We start from the raw sequence: 15,097 nt of genomic DNA on the forward strand, positions 1-15,097 counted from the left end.
CCTGACTGTCTCTACCATCCCCCATTTGGCCCTGGAGAGTGCACTCGGGGTCGACCATTGGGCCTATTGGCGGCACTGAGTGCCGCCAACCTGCTCATCCTGCCGCGTCCGCCCCGCAACCGGAAGTGCTCTGTGACCTTCATGACTCGTTTGATCGATCATTTTTTCCGATGACCCTCGTCCCGTGCCCGAAAGGCCCCGTTGGCCGCCCGCGCCGGGCCCGATCGGCCGTGCGCGGGGCGGTGGTTCACGAGCCGGACAGCCGGAAGTCCAGGGCCGTGCACCGGCGTCCCGCGGACACCGTACGCACCGCCTGGCCTATCGCTTTGCGCGAACCGACGAGAACGACCAGCTTCTTGGCCCGGGTGACCGCCGTGTAGAGCAGATTGCGCTGGAGCATCATCCAGGCGCCCGTGGTCACGGGGATCACCACCGCCGGGTACTCGCTGCCCTGGGAACGGTGGATGGTCACCGCGTAGGCGTGGGCCAGTTCGTCGAGCTCGTCGAATTCGTACGGCACCTCCTCGTCCTCGTCGGTGCGCACCGTCAGCCGCTGCTCGACGGGATCGAGGGAGGTGACGACCCCCACGGTGCCGTTGAAGACGCCGTTCTCCCCTTTGTCATAGTTGTTGCGGATCTGGGTGACCTTGTCGCCGACCCGGAAGACCCGCCCGCCGATCCGCTTCTCGGCGAGGTCGGGGCGGCCGGGGGTGATGGCCTGCTGGAGCAGTCCGTTCAGCAGCCCCGCGCCGGCCGGACCCCGGTGCATGGGCGCGAGGACCTGGATGTCCCGGCGGGGGTCGAGCCCGAATTTGGCCGGAATCCGACGGGCCGCCACGTCCACCGTGAGCCGCCCGGCCTCCTCGGTGTCGTCCTCGACGAAGAGGAAGAAGTCCTTCATGCCGTCGGTGACCGGATGGTGTCCGGAGTTGATCCGGTGCGCGTTGGTCACCACCCCGGACTGCTGGGCCTGCCGGAAGACCTTGGTGAGGCGCACCGCGGGGACCGGGCCCCGCTCGGCGAGCAGATCGCGCAGCACCTCGCCGGCGCCCACGCTCGGAAGCTGGTCGACGTCGCCGACGAAGAGCAGATGGGCGCCCGGGGGCACCGCCTTGACCAGCTTGTTGGCGAGCAGCAGGTCGAGCATGGAGGCCTCGTCCACGACGACCAGGTCGGCGTCCAGCGGGCGGTCCTTGTCGTAGGCCGCGTCACCGCCCGGCTTGAGCTCAAGAAGCCGGTGCACGGTGGAGGCCTCGGCCCCGGTCAGTTCGGCCAGACGCTTGGCCGCGCGGCCGGTGGGCGCCGCGAGGAGCACCTTCGCCTTCTTGGCGCGGGCCAGCTCCACGATCGAGCGGACCGTGAACGACTTGCCGCAGCCCGGGCCCCCGGTCAGCACGGCGACCTTCTCGGTGAGCGCGAGCCGGACCGCGGCCTCCTGCTCGGGGGCCAGCTCCGCGCCCGTGCGCCCCCTCAGCCAGGCCAGCGCCTTGTCCCAGGCCACGTCACGGAAGCCGGGCATCCGGTCACGTTCGCTGCGCAGCAGGCGCAGCACCTGCGCGGAGAGCGAGAGTTCGGCGCGGTGGAAGGGGACGAGGTAGACCGCCGTCACCGGGTCGCCGCCGTCCGGGCCCGGGACCTTCTCCCGTACGACTCCGGGGTCCTCGCCGTCCTCGGCGGGGGCCGCCAGCTCGGCCAGGCACTCGATGACCAGGCCGGTGTCGACCTGGAGCAGCTTCACCGCGTCCGCGATCAGCCGCTCCTCGGGGAGATAGCAGTGGCCCTGGTCGGTGGACTGCGACAGGGCGTACTGCAGGCCCGCCTTGACGCGCTCGGGGCTGTCGTGCGGGATGCCGACGGACTGGGCGATCTTGTCGGCGGTGAGGAAGCCGATGCCCCACACGTCGGACGCCAGGCGGTAGGGCTGGTTCTTCACGACCGAGATCGAGGCGTCGCCGTACTTCTTGTAGATGCGGACCGCGATGGAGGTGGACACCTCCACGGTCTGGAGGAAGAGCATGACCTCCTTGATCGCCTTCTGCTCCTCCCAGGCGTCGGCGATCCTCCCCGTGCGCTTGGGGCCGAGTCCGGGGACCTCGATGAGCCGCTTCGGCTCCTCCTCGATGATCCGCAGGGTGTCCAGGCCGAAGTGCTCGGTGATGCGGTCGGCGAAGACCGGTCCGATGCCTTTGACCAGGCCGGATCCGAGATAGCGGCGGATGCCCTGGACGGTGGCGGGGAGCACCGTCGTGTAGTTCTCCACGGTGAACTGCTTGCCGTACTGCGGGTGGGAGCCCCAGCGGCCCTCCATGCGCAGCGACTCGCCGACCTGGGCGCCGAGGAGGGAGCCGACGACGGTGAGCAGATCGCCGGCGCCCCGGCCGGTGTCGACCCGGGCGACCGTGTAGCCGTTCTCCTCGTTGGCGTACGTGATGCGTTCGAGCACGCCTTCCAGCGTGGCCAGTCGCCGCTCGCCCTGCTGGGCGGCCCCCGCCTGATCGGTCATGATCCGACGGTACCGCCCGCCACCGACAGCGCCCGGGCGCGGTGAAGGACTCACCCGGTCGGGACCACGGGAGACTTCGGGGCCGGAGTACCTCGGGTCCCGAAGATCCTCGGGCCCGGAGAAGTCGATTCCGGAGAAGTCGGGTCCCGGAAGACTTCGAGGGGCCCGGTCCGTCGACCGGGCCCCTCGGCTTTCCCCTCCGTATCAGAACCCCCGCGATCCCCCCGGATCCCCCTCCAAAGGTCCTGATGCCACGTACGACCCACGAGGTCGCGGAAGGGTTGCACGGAGTTCCGAAGATTTTTTCCGCCGTCCCTGCCGCACCCCTTTCCACCGTCCCTCCCGCACCCCGCCGACGCCCCGGACCCGCTACCCGGCGTGCTCCACGAACCGCGCCGCCGTCTCCGCCAACACCTCGCGCCCGTCCCTGGCCCACAGTTGTTCGTTGAAGAGCTCGACCTCGATGGGCCCGGTGTAGCCCGCCGCCTCGACCAGGCCGCGCCAGGCGCGGAAGTCGACCGAGCCGTCGCCGAGCTGCCCGCGGCCGACGAGGACCCCCTCGGGAAGCGGGGTGGTCCAGTCGGCGAGCTGGAAGCCGTGGATGCGGCCGCCCGCCCCCGCACGGGCGATCTGGGCGGGCGCCGTGTCGTCCCACCAGAGGTGGTACGTGTCGACGGTGACGCCCACCTGGTCGGCGGGGAAGCGTTCCGCGAGGTCCAGCGCCTGGGCGAGGGTGGAGACCACGCAGCGGTCGGCCGCGTACATGGGGTGGAGCGGTTCGACGGCGAGCCGCACCCCGCGGGAGGCGGCGTACGGGCCCAGTTCGCCGAGCGCGTCGGCGATGCGCTCCCGGGCGCCGTGCAGGTCCTTCGAGCCGAGCGGCAGGCCGCCGGAGACCAGGACGAGGGTGTCGGTGCCGAGGGCGGCCGCCTCGTCGACGGCGGCCCGGTTGTCGTCCAGCGCGCGCCGCCGCTCCCCCGGGTCGATCGCCGTGAGGAAGCCGCCCCGGCACAGGGTCGTGACGGCCAGACCCGCGTCGTGGACGAGTTTCGCGGTGGCGTCGAGGCCGTACGACCGCACGGGCTCGCGCCACAGGCCGACACCCGGGACGCCCGACTCCAGGCAGGCGGCGACCAGTTCGGGCATCGATAGCTGCCGGACCGTCATCTGGTTGACGGAGAAGCGGGCGAGGCTGCTCATGAGGACACTCCGTACAGGGCGAGCAGGGTCTTCATCCGAGCCTCGGCGCGCAACGGATCGGGGAACAGGCCCAGTCCGTCGGCCAGTTCGTAGGCGCGGGCGAGATGGGGCAGGGAGCGTGCCGACTGGAGGCCGCCCACCATCGCGAAGTGGTCCTGGTGGCCCGCGAGCCAGGCCAGCAGGACGACACCCGTCTTGTAGAAGCGGGTCGGCGGCTGGAAGAGATGCCGGGCCAACTCGACCGTGGGATCGAGAAGTTCACGGAAGCCCTTGGTGTCTCCGGAGTCCAGGACGCGCACCGCCCGGGCGGCGAGGGGGGCGAGCGGGTCGAAGACGCCGAGCAATGCGTGGCTGAAGCCGCTCTCGTCGCCCGCGATCAGCTCGGCGTAGTTGAAGTCGTCGCCGGTGTAGCAGCGCACCCCGTCGGGAAGGCGGCGGCGCAGTGCCACCTCCCGTCCGGCGTCCAGCAGGGAGACCTTGACTCCGTCCACCTTGTCCGGACGGTCGGCGATCACCTTCAGGAACACCTCGGTCGCCGCGTCCAGGTCGCCCGAGCCCCAGTAGCCGGCGAGGGCCGGGTCGAACATCGGGCCCAGCCAGTGCAGGATCACCGGGCCGGCCGCCTGGCGCAGGAGATGGCCGTAGACGTCGAGGTAGTCCTCGGGGCCGGTGGCGGCCCGGGCGAGCGCGCGGGAGGCCATCAGGACCGGCTGCGCGCCCGACTCCTCGACGAGGGCGAGCTGTTCCTCGTAGGCGGCCCGGACCTCGGGGAGCGTGGCCGGGCCGGTGAGCTGGTCGGTGCCGACGCCGCAGGCGATCCTGCCGCCGGCGGCCCTGGCCTCGGCCGCGGACCTCCGGATCAGTTCGGCCGCCCCGGCCCAGTCCAGGCCCATCCCGCGCTGGGCGGTGTCCATCGCCTCGGCGACACCGAGGCCGTGCGACCACAGATGGCGCCGGAAGGCGAGGGTGGCGTCCCAGTCGACGGCGGCGGGCCCGCCGGGCGAGACGTCCGCGTACGGGTCGGCGACGACGTGCGCGGCGGCGAAGACCGTACGGGAGAGGAGGAGCCCGTCCGTGGGGAGGGCGGCGAGCGGGTCCGTGCGCGGCTCGTGGATCCGCAACCGGCCGCCGGCGTCGGGGAGTCGGATGGTCACAGCGTGATCTCCGGTACGTCGAGGCGGCGGCCCTCGGCCGAGGACTTCAGCCCCAGTTCGGCGAGTTGGACGCCGCGGGCGCCGGCGAGGAGGTCCCAGCGGTAGGGGGCGTCGGTGTAGACGTGCCGCAGGAACAGCTCCCACTGGGCCTTGAAGCCGTTGTCGAACTCGGCGTTGTCGGGGACCTCCTGCCACTGGTCGCGGAAGGAGTAGGTGGCCGGGATGTCCGGGTTCCAGACCGGCTTGGGGGTGGAACCGCGGTGCTGGACACGACAGTTGCGCAGTCCGGCGACGGCCGAGCCCTCCGTGCCGTCGACCTGGAACTCCACGAGTTCGTCGCGGTTGACCCGCACGGTCCAGGAGGAGTTGATCTGGGCGACCGCGCCGCCCTCCAGTTCGAAGATGCCGTAGGCCGCGTCGTCGGCCGTGGCGTCGTAGGGCTTGCCCCGTTCGTCCCAGCGCTGCGGGACGTGGGTGGCGGTCAGCGCCTGCACCGAGGTGACCCGGCCGAAGAGTTCGTGCAGGACGTACTCCCAGTGCGGGAACATGTCGACGACGATGCCGCCGCCGTCCTCGGCCCGGTAGTTCCAGGAGGGCCGCTGGGCGTCCTGCCAGTCGCCCTCGAAGACCCAGTAGCCGAACTCCCCGCGCACGGACAGGATCCGGCCGAAGAACCCGCCGTCGATCAGCCTCTTCAGCTTGAGCAGGCCGGGCAGGAAGAGCTTGTCCTGGACGACACCGTGCCGGACGCCGGCGGCGTGCGCGAGGCGGGCCAGTTCGAGGGCTCCTTCGAACCCGGTGGCGGTCGGCTTCTCCGTGTAGACGTGCTTGCCCGCGGCGACGGCCTTCCTCAGGGCCTCCTCGCGGGCGGAGGTCACCTGGGCGTCGAAGTAGAGGTCGACGGACGGATCCGCGAGCACCGCGTCCAGGTCCGTCGACCAGTGGCCGAGGCCGTGCCGCTCGGCGAGTGCCCTCAGGGCGTCCTCGCGACGGCCGACGAGGACGGGTTCGGGCCACAGCACGGTGCCGTCGCCGAGGTCGAGGCCGCCCTGCTCGCGCAGGGCGAGTATCGAGCGGACGAGGTGCTGGCGGTAGCCCATGCGTCCCGTCACGCCGTTCATGGCGATCCGCACCGTCTTGCGTGTCACGTCTTTCCCTCCGTACGCCTCGGGCGCCGCGCACGCTGACTGGCGAGCGTGGCAGCAAGCGCTTTCTATCCTCTGAGAAGCTAGCCTCTGTTCCGTGGTGTGGACAAGACCACTGCGAAGGCGAGTTGTTCGAGGGGGCGAACAACGGGGGCGGATGGCCGTATGGTCTGCACGGACCCTGCCCACAGGAAGCGGCGCACCGGGCCTTCGGCTCCGTGTTCGACGCCGTACGACGAGACATGACCAGGCACGACGACGTACGGCATGTACGACCCGTACGAAGTGGCACGACAACGCGCGACCGGAGGACGACGAGATGACGGTGACCCTGGCGGACGTGGCGGCCCGCGCGCAGGTCTCTCCCGCGACGGTGTCGCGCGTGCTGAACGGGAACTACCCCGTGGCCTCCTCCACGCGCGAGCGGGTGCTGCGGGCGGTGGACGAGCTGGACTACGTGCTGAACGGGCCGGCGAGTTCGCTGGCCGCGGCGACCTCCGACCTCGTCGGCATCCTGGTCAACGACATCGCCGACCCCTTCTTCGGGATCATGGCCGCGGCCATCCAGTCGGAGATCGGCGGGCCCGGGGGGCGCGCGGGCGGGGAACGGCTCGGGGTCGTCTGCAACACCGGCGGCTCCCCGGAGCGCGAGCTGACCTATCTCACGCTCCTGCAGCGCCAGCGGGCGGCCGCGGTCGTGCTCACCGGCGGTGCGATAGAGGACACCGCGCACGCGGGCGCGGTCGCCGCCAAGCTGCGCAAGCTGACGGAGGCGGGTACGCGGGTCGTGCTGTGCGGGCGGCCGCCCGCGCCGGAGGCGCCCGACGCGATCGCGCTCACCTTCGACAACCGCGGGGGCGGGCGGCAGCTCACCGAGCACCTCATCGGCCTCGGGCACCGGCGGCTCGGTTACATCGCGGGTCCCGGGGAACGCACGACGACCCGCCACCGGCTGGAGGGGCACCGGGCCGCGCTCGACGCCCACGGCATCGAGGACGAGGCCCGGCGTACCGTGCACGGGCGTTACGACCGCCGGTCCGGGTACGAGGCGACGCTCGAACTCCTGCGCCGGGATGCGTCGTTGACGGCGGTCGTCGCCGCCAACGACACCGTGGCGCTGGGGGCCTGTGCGGCGTTGCGGGACTCCGGGCTGCGGATCCCGGACGACGTGTCCGTCGCGGGCTTCGACGATCTGCCGTTCAGCATCGATGCGGTGCCTGCCCTCACTACCGTGCGGTTGCCTCTGTCCGAGGCCGGGGCGCGGGCCGGGCGGGTCGCCATGGGGCGGGAGGAGCCGCCGCCGGGGGGGATTGCGACGGTACGAGGCGAACTGATGGTCCGCGGCTCCACCAGCAGCCCCCGAGCCTGACGCACCGTTTCCCCGGCTTCCCCGGGGTCTCCCAGAACCCCAGGCTTTCTTCGCCCCCTCCGCCCCTACCCGTCCCGTACCTGGGGCTCCGCCCCAGACCCCGCTCCTCAATCGCCGGAGGGGCTGGATTGTTGCCCCGCACCCGAGAGGTGGGCCCCCGGGGCTCCGCCCCAGACCCCGCTCCTCAAACGCCGGAGGGGCTGAATGTTGCCCGGTACCCGAGAAGTGGGCCCCCGGGGCTGAGGCTTTCGCCGGTCGGGGCTGGAATTGCCTGGGCCGGGAGTGGATTTGTCCTGGGCGCGGTCACCACGACGCATCCGCAGCCGGGATCCGGCGGAGCGGCACGGACGGGTCACCACGACGTATCCGCAGTCGGAATGCGGCGTGAGGGGACGTGGCGGTACATCGATGGCCGTCGCCACTAACGGTCACCTCTCTGCCCGACAGCGGCGGCCTGATGCACCGGCGCGGCCCCGACCCACCCGCCGGACCGGAACCGAGAGGGTGGGCCCGAGGGGGCGGCGGTTCTATGCTCGGGGTGGCGAATTTCTCTGACTGAGTCAGCCTTCGGGGGCGATCGTGACCGTCCAGGACATCCGCTCCTTCAACCGCTTCTACGCGAACGTCATCGGCGCGCTCGACCACGGCCGCCACCTGTACGCGCCGTACACCCTGACCGAGTCCCGCGTCCTGTACGAACTGGCGCACACGCCGCAGGCGGACGCCGCCGACCTGCGGACCCGACTCGCCCTGGACTCCGGCTATCTGAGCCGGATCCTGAAGAAGTTCGAGCAGGACGGCCTGGTCGAGCGGGCCGCGTCCGAGCAGGACCCGCGGCGCCGCCGGATCACGCTCACCGCACGTGGCCGGGAGGCCGCAGCGCTCCTCGACGAGCGGGCGCGCCAGACCGTGGGCACCCTGCTGGTGACCGTGCCGCCCGCCGACCGGCCGCGGCTCGCGGAGGCGATGCGCACGGTGCGGACCCTCCTCGGGGACGGCCGGGCCGCACCGGGCCCCGAGGACGTCCTCCTGCGCGAACCGGGCCCGGGCGACCTCGGCTGGATCGTGCAGCGCAACGCCGCGCTGTACGCGGCGGAGTACGGCTGGAACGCCGACTACGAGGGCCTGGTCGCGAGGATCGTCGCCGACTTCGCCGAGGACCACGACCCCCACCTGGAACGGGTGTGGATCGCCGAGCTCGACGGACGGCCCGTCGGGTGCGTGATGTGCGTACGGGACGACGCACCCGGCACCGCCCGCCTCCGGCTGCTGCTGGTCGAGCCGGAGACGCGCGGCCTCGGCATCGGCGACCGCCTCGTCGGCGCCGTCACCGAGTTCGCACGCGGCGTCGGCTATCACGACCTCGTGCTGTGGACCAACGACGTCCTGGCCGCCGCCCGGCGGATCTACCTGCGCCACGGCTTCGCCCTGGTCGCCGAGAAGCCGCACCGGTCCTTCGGCGCGGACCTGACCGGCCAGGACTGGCGGCTTGACCTGCGCGCCGGCCGGGAATGACCCCGGGCGGGACACCACCCCGTCCGGAGTTCGGACACGCTGTCCGCCCGTTGAACGAAGTCGCATCGCAGAATTAACTCAATCACCTACCGTACGGAACCGCTCACGCAACCTGGACGCGGGACCGTACTCCCCCAAGTAACCCGTTCCATGGGGGAGTTGGCATATATGCAAGGCACCGTGGAGGGCTTCGAGTTCGGGGTGGTGACCCCGGCGGCCTCCTATCTCGTCGCCTGTCTGGGCAGCGCCCTGGGGTTGCGCTGCGTCGTCCGTTCCCTGCACAACCGGCAGTCGTGGAAGCCCGGTTGGCTGGCCCTCGGGGCGGCGACGATCGGCTGTGGCATCTGGACGATGCACTTCGTCGCGATGGTCGGCTTCAGGATCCAGGGAATCCCGATCGACTACGACCCCCGTCTGACCTCGCTCAGTCTCGTCGTGGCGATCGTGACGGTCGGCCTCGGCGTCTTCGCCGTGGGATACCGCGGGGCCACCCCCGCCACCCTGACCGCGGCCGGGATCCTCACCGGTCTCGCCGTGGTGGCCACGCACTACACCGGCATGGCCGCGATCGAGCTGAACGGTTCGCTGGACTACGACTCGGTCATGGTGTCGGCCTCCGTGCTGCTCGCGGTCGGCGCCGCGACCGCCGCGCTGTGGACGGCCGCCTCCCACCGGGGTTTCGCGGCGGCCCTCGGCGCCGCCCTCCTCATGGGCGTCGCCCTGACCGGCGCGCACTACACCGGCATGGCGGCTCTCGGAGTGCACCTGCGCGGCGCGACGGACGCGTCCTACATGTCCGGCGACAGCTCACCGGCCTCGATCCTGCTCCCCATGCTCATCGGACCGGTCGTCTTCCTGATCCTGGCCGGAGTGGTGGTGATGTTCGACCCGCAGCTGGTCCTCGGCGACGGGGACTGGAGCCGGTCCTCCTCGCGCCGGCGCCGGGGCACGGTCGTCGTGCCCGGGCGCCCCGCGCAGCCCCCGCGGACCGGCTCCTTCTTCGATCCGCGCGATCAGCGGGCGGACCCGCACGACCAGCCGGCCGGCCGGCACACCCGCGCCGCGCAGGGCACTAGCCCGCGCGGGCGGTGAGCGGCGCCGTCCCGTCCAGACAACAGTCCAGCACCGCGGGCCAGGGTCCGTACCCGGCGTCCATGCCGAGATGGCCGGCCCCGGACAGCATCCGCGCCGGTACGCCCAGGGGCTCGCCGTAGGCCGCTGCGGCGCCCTCGGGGCAGTACGGGTCGTCGTCGCCCGCGACCAGCAGGGTGGGGCCGGGGAGGGTGAAGTCCTTCTCGGTCAGGGTGAATCCGGCGATCTCCGGCAGCCCCGCGAGGACGGAGGCGGACGGCGGGGCGACGAGCAGCACGCGGTCGACGCGGGCCGTGCCGGGCAGTCGGCGGGCGGCGGCCTGGAGCCACAGGACGGCCCCGAGGCTGTGGGCGACGACCACGCGCTCGGAGCCGCGCAGGGCGTCCAGGTGGCGGGCCAGCTCCGTCAGCCACACCTCCAGGTCCGGGTCGTCGGGGTCCGGGAGCTGCGGATAGACGACGTGCTGCCCCAGTTCCCCGAGCCGCCCGGCGAGCCAGTGCTGCCAGTGGCCCTCCGGGCGGTGGTTCTGCCAGCCGTGCAGGATAAGGAAGGACCGCGGGTCGGGCGCGGGACCGTCGTACGTACTCATGGCCTGATCGTTTCCGATGCCCGCCCACCGGGTCCAGAGGCTCCGGCGATCAACTGCCGCACAGCCCGGAAACCCACCTCAGAGGCACCACACACACCGCCCGAACCACCCACACGCCTCCGACCACCACCCGAGCCCCCTCGCTCCCCGCGCCCCCGAGCCTCCGAGCCCCATCGCCTCCGAGCCCCCGAGCCCCCGAGCGAGCGACCCCGCTAGCCGGCCGTCGCGTCGGCCGCCCGGGACGACGCCCTGGCCACCCTCGCGGTCAGCCGGTCCCGGCACTCGGGCCACTCCGCCGCCGTCACCGAGAAGACCGCGGAGTCGCGCAGCAGCCCGTCCTCGCCGGGCGCCCAGGAGCGGGACCAGTTGCGCAGGACGCCCTCCAGCCGGGCGCCGGTGCTCGCGATCGCCGCGCGGGAGCGGGCGTTGCGGGCGTCGGTCTTCAGGTCCACGCGTGCCACGCCCCACTCCTCGAAGGCGTGCCGGAAGAGCAGCAGCTTGGACTCGGCGTTCAGCCCGGTGCCCTGGGCCGAGGCGGCGAGCCAGGTGAAGCCGACCTCGACGGCGTCGAGCCGGTCGTCCGACCGCCAGCACCGCGGTTCCCAGTACGAGGTGGCACCGACCGCCCGTCCGGAGACGAGGGAGATCTGCGCGTAGGGCGCGAGCCTGCCCGTCGCGGCGCGGGCGAGCTGCGCGTCGACGTAGTCCCCGACCTCGTCGGCCCGGGGCACCCAGGTGAACGCGTACGAGTCCCGGTGTTCCTCCGCCGCCTCGGCGAGGTCGGCCGCGTGCCGGTGGCCGAGCGGCTCCAGCCGTACCAGCGTGCCTTCGAGAACCGGCCCCTCCAACTGGAAACCCAACGCCCCGCGTCCCTTCGCCGATCCGGTCGTGTCCGCAGCGATTCCTACGTGGCCGGGGCGGGCCGTGTCCAGCGGTTATACGGCCTCGACGGTGCCCGCGTGCCGGGCGCGTTCGGCGGCCAGCACGGTGAGATGGCTGGTGAGGGATTCCCGGGGGCCGGACTTCACGAGGCCGGGGTTCCCGGTGGCGACGGCGCCGACGAAGGCGTCCATCAGGCCGGCGTCGCCCCCGCCGTGGCCGCCCGCCGCGTCCATGGCGCCCGGGGCGGCGAGGTCGACGGCCTCCTCGGTCCGGGTCAGGAAGTCGTAGACGCTCAGGCTCCCGCCGTCGCCGCGCAGTTCGCCGCGGGTCCCGAAGATCCGGGTCCGGCGGTCGGCCTGTTCGGTGAAGGCGGTCATGGTGAAGGTGGCGGTGGCGCCGGAGGCGAACTCCATCGAGACCACCTGGTGGTCGACCACGTCGTTGTCGCAGGCGTACACGCACCGCCCGTACGGGCCCTCGCGCAGGGCGGTCTCCAGGGCCCCGGGCGTGAAGTCGTCGACGAGCACGCTCAGCGGCCAGTGGTGTTCGCCGCGGGCGAGCCGGTCGCCGTACTCGCGCCGGGCCGAGTACGGGCAGGTGTGCTCCACCGCGCAGTCGAGGCAGCGGTCGGCGGCGCCCTCGGGCCTGTTCTCGGGCCGGAAGTGGGAGAGGCGTCCGAAGCTGGAGACGCGGACCGGGGGTTGGCCGAGCACGTACTGCAACCAGTCGATGTCGTGGCAGGACTTGGCCATCAGCATGGACGTGGCCCGGTCCGTGCGGCCCCAGTTGCCGCGGACGAAGGAGTGGGCCTGGTGCCAGAAGCCGACGGGCTCCAGGTGCTGGACGTTGACGACGTCACCGATCCGGCCGGACTCCACGACCTCCTTCACCGCGCGGGTGTAGCGGGTGTAGCGCAGGACGTGTCCGACCGAGAGGATCACGCCGGCCTTCTCCACCGCCTCGACGATCCGCCGGCACTCGTCCTCGGTGAGGGCCATCGGCTTCTCCAGCATGATGTGGTAGCCGAGGGCGGCGAACTCCAGGACGGGTTCGAGGTGTTCGCGGTCGAGGGTGCAGACCAGGACGGCGTCCGCGATCCGGCCGCGGGCGGCCAGCGTCCGCCAGTCGTCCACGGCGGCGTCCGGTTCCAGTCCGTGGGCGGCCGCGAACCGTTCGCGCCGGGTCCGGCGGGGTTCGGCGACGGCCACCACCCGGGCCCGGTCGGGGTGCTCCAGGGCCCAGCGCGCGTGGCCGGTGCCCCGGTCCCCGGCGCCGACGACGGCGAGTGTGACGACGGAGGCTCCGGAGGACATCTGTTCACCGCTTCCCGGTCGGGTCGAGGCGCGGTCGGCGCCGTCGGTCGCGAAGCTAGTCGCCCTTGATCTTCCCGACAAGACGCCGGCGCCGGACGCCGGGCCCGCTCAGTGGCCGTTTCCGGCGGCGGCCCAGGCTCCGAACACCTCGTGGAAGGCGGGAAACGTCTTGCGGACGCATCCGGGGTCGTCGAAGGTCATGCCGGGGGCGCGCAGCGACGTCACCGCGAAGGCCATGACGATGCGGTGGTCGCCGTACGTCCTGATCTCGGCGGCGGCGGGGACGCCCGGGTGGATCTCGATCCAGTCGGGGCCGGTCTCCACCCGGACGCCGAGTGCCCGGAGGTTCTCCGCGCAGGCCTCCAGCCGGTCGCACTCCTTGACCCGGGTGTTGGCGACGTCCTCGATGCGGACCGGCCCCGAGGCGAAGGGCGCGATCGCGGCGAGGGTCGGCATGGTGTCGGAGATGTCCCGCATGTTGACGGTGAGGCCGCGCAGTTCGCCGGTGCCGCGCACGGTGGTGCGGCCGGGCCCGGTCTCCACGTGCGCGCCCATCCGGCGCAGGACGTCCACGAAGGCGAGGTCGCCCTGGAGCGCTCCCGCGCCGAGGCCGTGCACGGTGACCTCGCGGCCGGTCAGGGCCGCGGCCGCGAAGAAGTAGCTCGCGGTGGAGGCGTCGGGTTCGACGGGGTAGGTGGTGGCGCGGTAGCCGCCGGGCGCGACCTCGAAGACGTCGCCGTCCACCGTCACCTCCGCCCCGAACGCGCGCATCATCGCGAGGGTGATGCCGACGTACGGGGCGGAGACCAGGTCGGTGACCTCGATGCGCAGGCCGGTGCGGGTCAGCGGGCCGAGCAGGAGCAGGGCGGTGAGGTACTGGGAGGACTGGCCGGCGTCGAGGGTGACCGTGCCGCCCTCGACGCCGGCCGCCTCGATGCGCAGGGGGTGGTGGCCCTCCGCCTCCTCGTGCCTGAGGTCCACGCCCAGGTCGCGCAGGGCCCGGGAGAGGGGTCCGAGCGGGCGGCGGCGCATCTGGGCGGAGGCGTCGAAGCGGTAGGTGCCGTGTCCGGCGGCGGCGAGGGCCGGCAGGAAGCGGGCCGTGGTCGCGCCGTCCCGGCAGTACACGTCGGCCCGCGCCACGCCCGGGCCCTCGGGGCGGCCGTCGATGTGCCAGCTCTCCGGGGTCCGGCCGACCCGGTAGCCGAGCCGGGTCAGGCCCTCCGCGAAGCCCTCGGTGTCGTCCGAGCGCAGCGGGCGGACGAGGCGGGTGACCCCGTCGGCCGCCGCTGCCAGGAAGAGCGCGCGGGCGGTGATGGACTTGGAACCGGGGATGTCGACGACGGCCATGGGGTCATGCTGGCGCGCCGGCCCGCTCCGGCGCTGGAACGTCCGCCGACTGGACCGTCCGTGGCGTCCGTGAGGTGAGGGCCACCCCGCCCACCAGCAGGGCCGCCGCCGCCCAGCGCAGCGGGCCGATCGACTCGTGCAGGAACAGGGCGGCCGACGACATCCCGAAGACCGGGACGAGCAGCGAGAAGGGCGCGACGGTGGACGCGGGGTGGCGGTGCAGCAGCCAGCCCCAGGCGCCGAAGCCGAAGACGGTCGTGATCCAGGCGACGTAGACGACGACCCCGGCGCCCTGGAGGTCGAGGGCGCCGAGCGCGTCGAGGTCGCGGGAGGGGCCCTCGGTGAGCAGGGACAGGCCGAGCAGGGGCAGGACGGGGACGGTGCTCACCCACACCATGAAGTTCAGCGCGTCGGGCGGGGAGGCCTTGCGGGTGAGGACGTTGGACAGCCCCCAGCAGGCCGCCGCCGTGACGACCAGGGCGAAGGCGCCGAGAGGGCCGGCCGTGCCCTCGTCGACGGCGGCCAGGCCGACCCCGGCGAGGGCCACGGCCATGCCGGCGAGCCGGACGCGGGTGGGGCGTTCGCCGAGGAAGGCGATGGCGAAGACCGCGGTGAAGACCGCCTGGATCTGGAGCACGAGGGAGGACAGTCCGGCGGGCATCCCCGCGTCCATGCCGATGAACAGCAGCCCGAACTTCGCGACCCCGAGGACGAGTCCCACCGCCACGATCCACTTCCACGCCACCTTGGGGCGACCCACGAAGAACACGGCGGGAAGGGCCGCCACGAGGAAGCGCAGGGCCGAGAAGAGGAGGGGCGGGAAGTGGTCGAGTCCGACCTCGATGACGGTGAAGTTCACGCCCCAGACGGCGGCGACGAGGACGGCGAGGCTGATGTGTGCGGGTCGCATGCGTCGAGCATCCGGCGCCACCACCGTGTAGCACCAGCGCGAATGTCTGCATGGATGGATGAAGCAACGCTTACGTAA

General features: G+C 72.5%; 12 protein-coding genes. 3 read left to right on the forward strand and 9 right to left on the reverse strand.

The window, feature by feature from the left end; all coding sequences use genetic code 11:
- Window positions 1-247 precede the first annotated feature (247 nt).
- The 4 genes from ACFYYF_RS25350 to ACFYYF_RS25365 form a co-directional block, all read right to left on the reverse strand.
- Complete coding sequence (locus ACFYYF_RS25350) at window positions 248-2,503, reverse strand: ATP-dependent RecD-like DNA helicase (RefSeq protein ID WP_361683603.1); 2,256 nt, start codon at window positions 2,501-2,503, stop codon at window positions 248-250.
- Between the two features lie 369 nt (window positions 2,504-2,872).
- On the reverse strand, window positions 2,873-3,703 hold the full coding sequence (locus ACFYYF_RS25355; protein ID WP_388779481.1) for a sugar phosphate isomerase/epimerase family protein: 831 nt from the start codon (window positions 3,701-3,703) through the stop codon (window positions 2,873-2,875).
- A complete protein-coding gene (locus ACFYYF_RS25360) occupies window positions 3,700-4,857 on the reverse strand; it encodes a dihydrodipicolinate synthase family protein (RefSeq protein ID WP_388779484.1) in 1,158 nt (385 codons plus the stop codon). The genes ACFYYF_RS25355 and ACFYYF_RS25360 overlap by 4 nt, the downstream gene beginning before the upstream one ends.
- A complete protein-coding gene (locus ACFYYF_RS25365) occupies window positions 4,854-6,005 on the reverse strand; it encodes a Gfo/Idh/MocA family protein (RefSeq protein WP_388779487.1) in 1,152 nt (383 codons plus the stop codon). Before ACFYYF_RS25365 ends, ACFYYF_RS25360 begins: the two co-directional genes overlap by 4 nt.
- A 316-nt stretch (window positions 6,006-6,321) precedes the next feature.
- Between ACFYYF_RS25365 and ACFYYF_RS25370 the strand changes: the two genes are divergently transcribed.
- The 3 genes from ACFYYF_RS25370 to ACFYYF_RS25380 all read left to right on the forward strand — a co-directional run bounded on the left by ACFYYF_RS25370 (window position 6,322) and on the right by ACFYYF_RS25380 (window position 9,978).
- On the forward strand, window positions 6,322-7,371 hold the full coding sequence (locus ACFYYF_RS25370) for a LacI family DNA-binding transcriptional regulator (protein WP_361683595.1): 1,050 nt from the start codon (window positions 6,322-6,324) through the stop codon (window positions 7,369-7,371).
- A gap of 579 nt (window positions 7,372-7,950) precedes the next feature.
- The gene (locus ACFYYF_RS25375; RefSeq protein ID WP_388779490.1) at window positions 7,951-8,886 is read left to right on the forward strand and encodes a GNAT family N-acetyltransferase; all 936 of its coding nucleotides are present in this window, start codon (window positions 7,951-7,953) and stop codon (window positions 8,884-8,886) included.
- A 168-nt stretch (window positions 8,887-9,054) separates the two neighbouring features.
- Window positions 9,055-9,978: an MHYT domain-containing protein gene (locus ACFYYF_RS25380; protein ID WP_388779493.1), complete on the forward strand. Its 924-nt coding sequence runs from the start codon at window positions 9,055-9,057 to the stop codon at window positions 9,976-9,978.
- Here the strand turns inward: ACFYYF_RS25380 and ACFYYF_RS25385 are convergent.
- The 5 genes from ACFYYF_RS25385 to ACFYYF_RS25405 all read right to left on the reverse strand — a co-directional run bounded on the left by ACFYYF_RS25385 (window position 9,959) and on the right by ACFYYF_RS25405 (window position 15,019).
- On the reverse strand, window positions 9,959-10,567 hold the full coding sequence (locus ACFYYF_RS25385; RefSeq protein WP_388779496.1) for an alpha/beta hydrolase: 609 nt from the start codon (window positions 10,565-10,567) through the stop codon (window positions 9,959-9,961). The two genes, ACFYYF_RS25380 and ACFYYF_RS25385, sit on opposite strands and share 20 nt — an antisense overlap.
- 212 nt (window positions 10,568-10,779) lie before the next feature.
- The gene (locus ACFYYF_RS25390) at window positions 10,780-11,427 is read right to left on the reverse strand and encodes a GNAT family N-acetyltransferase (RefSeq protein WP_388779499.1); all 648 of its coding nucleotides are present in this window, start codon (window positions 11,425-11,427) and stop codon (window positions 10,780-10,782) included.
- Between the two features lie 75 nt (window positions 11,428-11,502).
- A complete protein-coding gene (locus ACFYYF_RS25395; protein ID WP_388779502.1) occupies window positions 11,503-12,762 on the reverse strand; it encodes a Gfo/Idh/MocA family protein in 1,260 nt (419 codons plus the stop codon).
- Window positions 12,763-12,870: 108 nt separating this feature from the next.
- On the reverse strand, window positions 12,871-14,109 hold the full coding sequence (gene aroA, locus ACFYYF_RS25400) for a 3-phosphoshikimate 1-carboxyvinyltransferase (RefSeq protein ID WP_388779505.1): 1,239 nt from the start codon (window positions 14,107-14,109) through the stop codon (window positions 12,871-12,873).
- A 4-nt stretch (window positions 14,110-14,113) separates the two neighbouring features.
- Window positions 14,114-15,019 (reverse strand): EamA family transporter, encoded by a 906-nt coding sequence (locus ACFYYF_RS25405; protein WP_388779508.1) that lies wholly within the window; start codon window positions 15,017-15,019, stop codon window positions 14,114-14,116.
- Window positions 15,020-15,097 lie beyond the last annotated feature (78 nt).

It is taken from the genome of Streptomyces sp. NPDC001914, from assembly GCF_042891215.1.
In the GTDB taxonomy this organism is placed as follows: Bacteria; Actinomycetota; Actinomycetes; order Streptomycetales; family Streptomycetaceae; genus Streptomyces.

What these genes read in the sequence shown, in the direction of transcription:
- ACFYYF_RS25395 (WP_388779502.1), bottom strand. Translation starts at nt 12,762, where the DNA reads ATGTCCTCCGGAGCCTCCGTCGTCACACTCGCCGTCGTCGGCGCCGGG.
- ACFYYF_RS25370 (WP_361683595.1), top strand. Translation starts at nt 6,322, where the DNA reads ATGACGGTGACCCTGGCGGACGTGGCGGCCCGCGCGCAGGTCTCTCCC.
- ACFYYF_RS25350 (WP_361683603.1), bottom strand. Translation starts at nt 2,503, where the DNA reads ATGACCGATCAGGCGGGGGCCGCCCAGCAGGGCGAGCGGCGACTGGCC.
- ACFYYF_RS25355 (WP_388779481.1), bottom strand. Translation starts at nt 3,703, where the DNA reads ATGAGCAGCCTCGCCCGCTTCTCCGTCAACCAGATGACGGTCCGGCAG.
- ACFYYF_RS25405 (WP_388779508.1), bottom strand. Translation starts at nt 15,019, where the DNA reads ATGCGACCCGCACACATCAGCCTCGCCGTCCTCGTCGCCGCCGTCTGG.
- ACFYYF_RS25380 (WP_388779493.1), top strand. Translation starts at nt 9,055, where the DNA reads ATGCAAGGCACCGTGGAGGGCTTCGAGTTCGGGGTGGTGACCCCGGCG.
- aroA (WP_388779505.1), bottom strand. Translation starts at nt 14,109, where the DNA reads ATGGCCGTCGTCGACATCCCCGGTTCCAAGTCCATCACCGCCCGCGCG.
- ACFYYF_RS25385 (WP_388779496.1), bottom strand. Translation starts at nt 10,567, where the DNA reads ATGAGTACGTACGACGGTCCCGCGCCCGACCCGCGGTCCTTCCTTATC.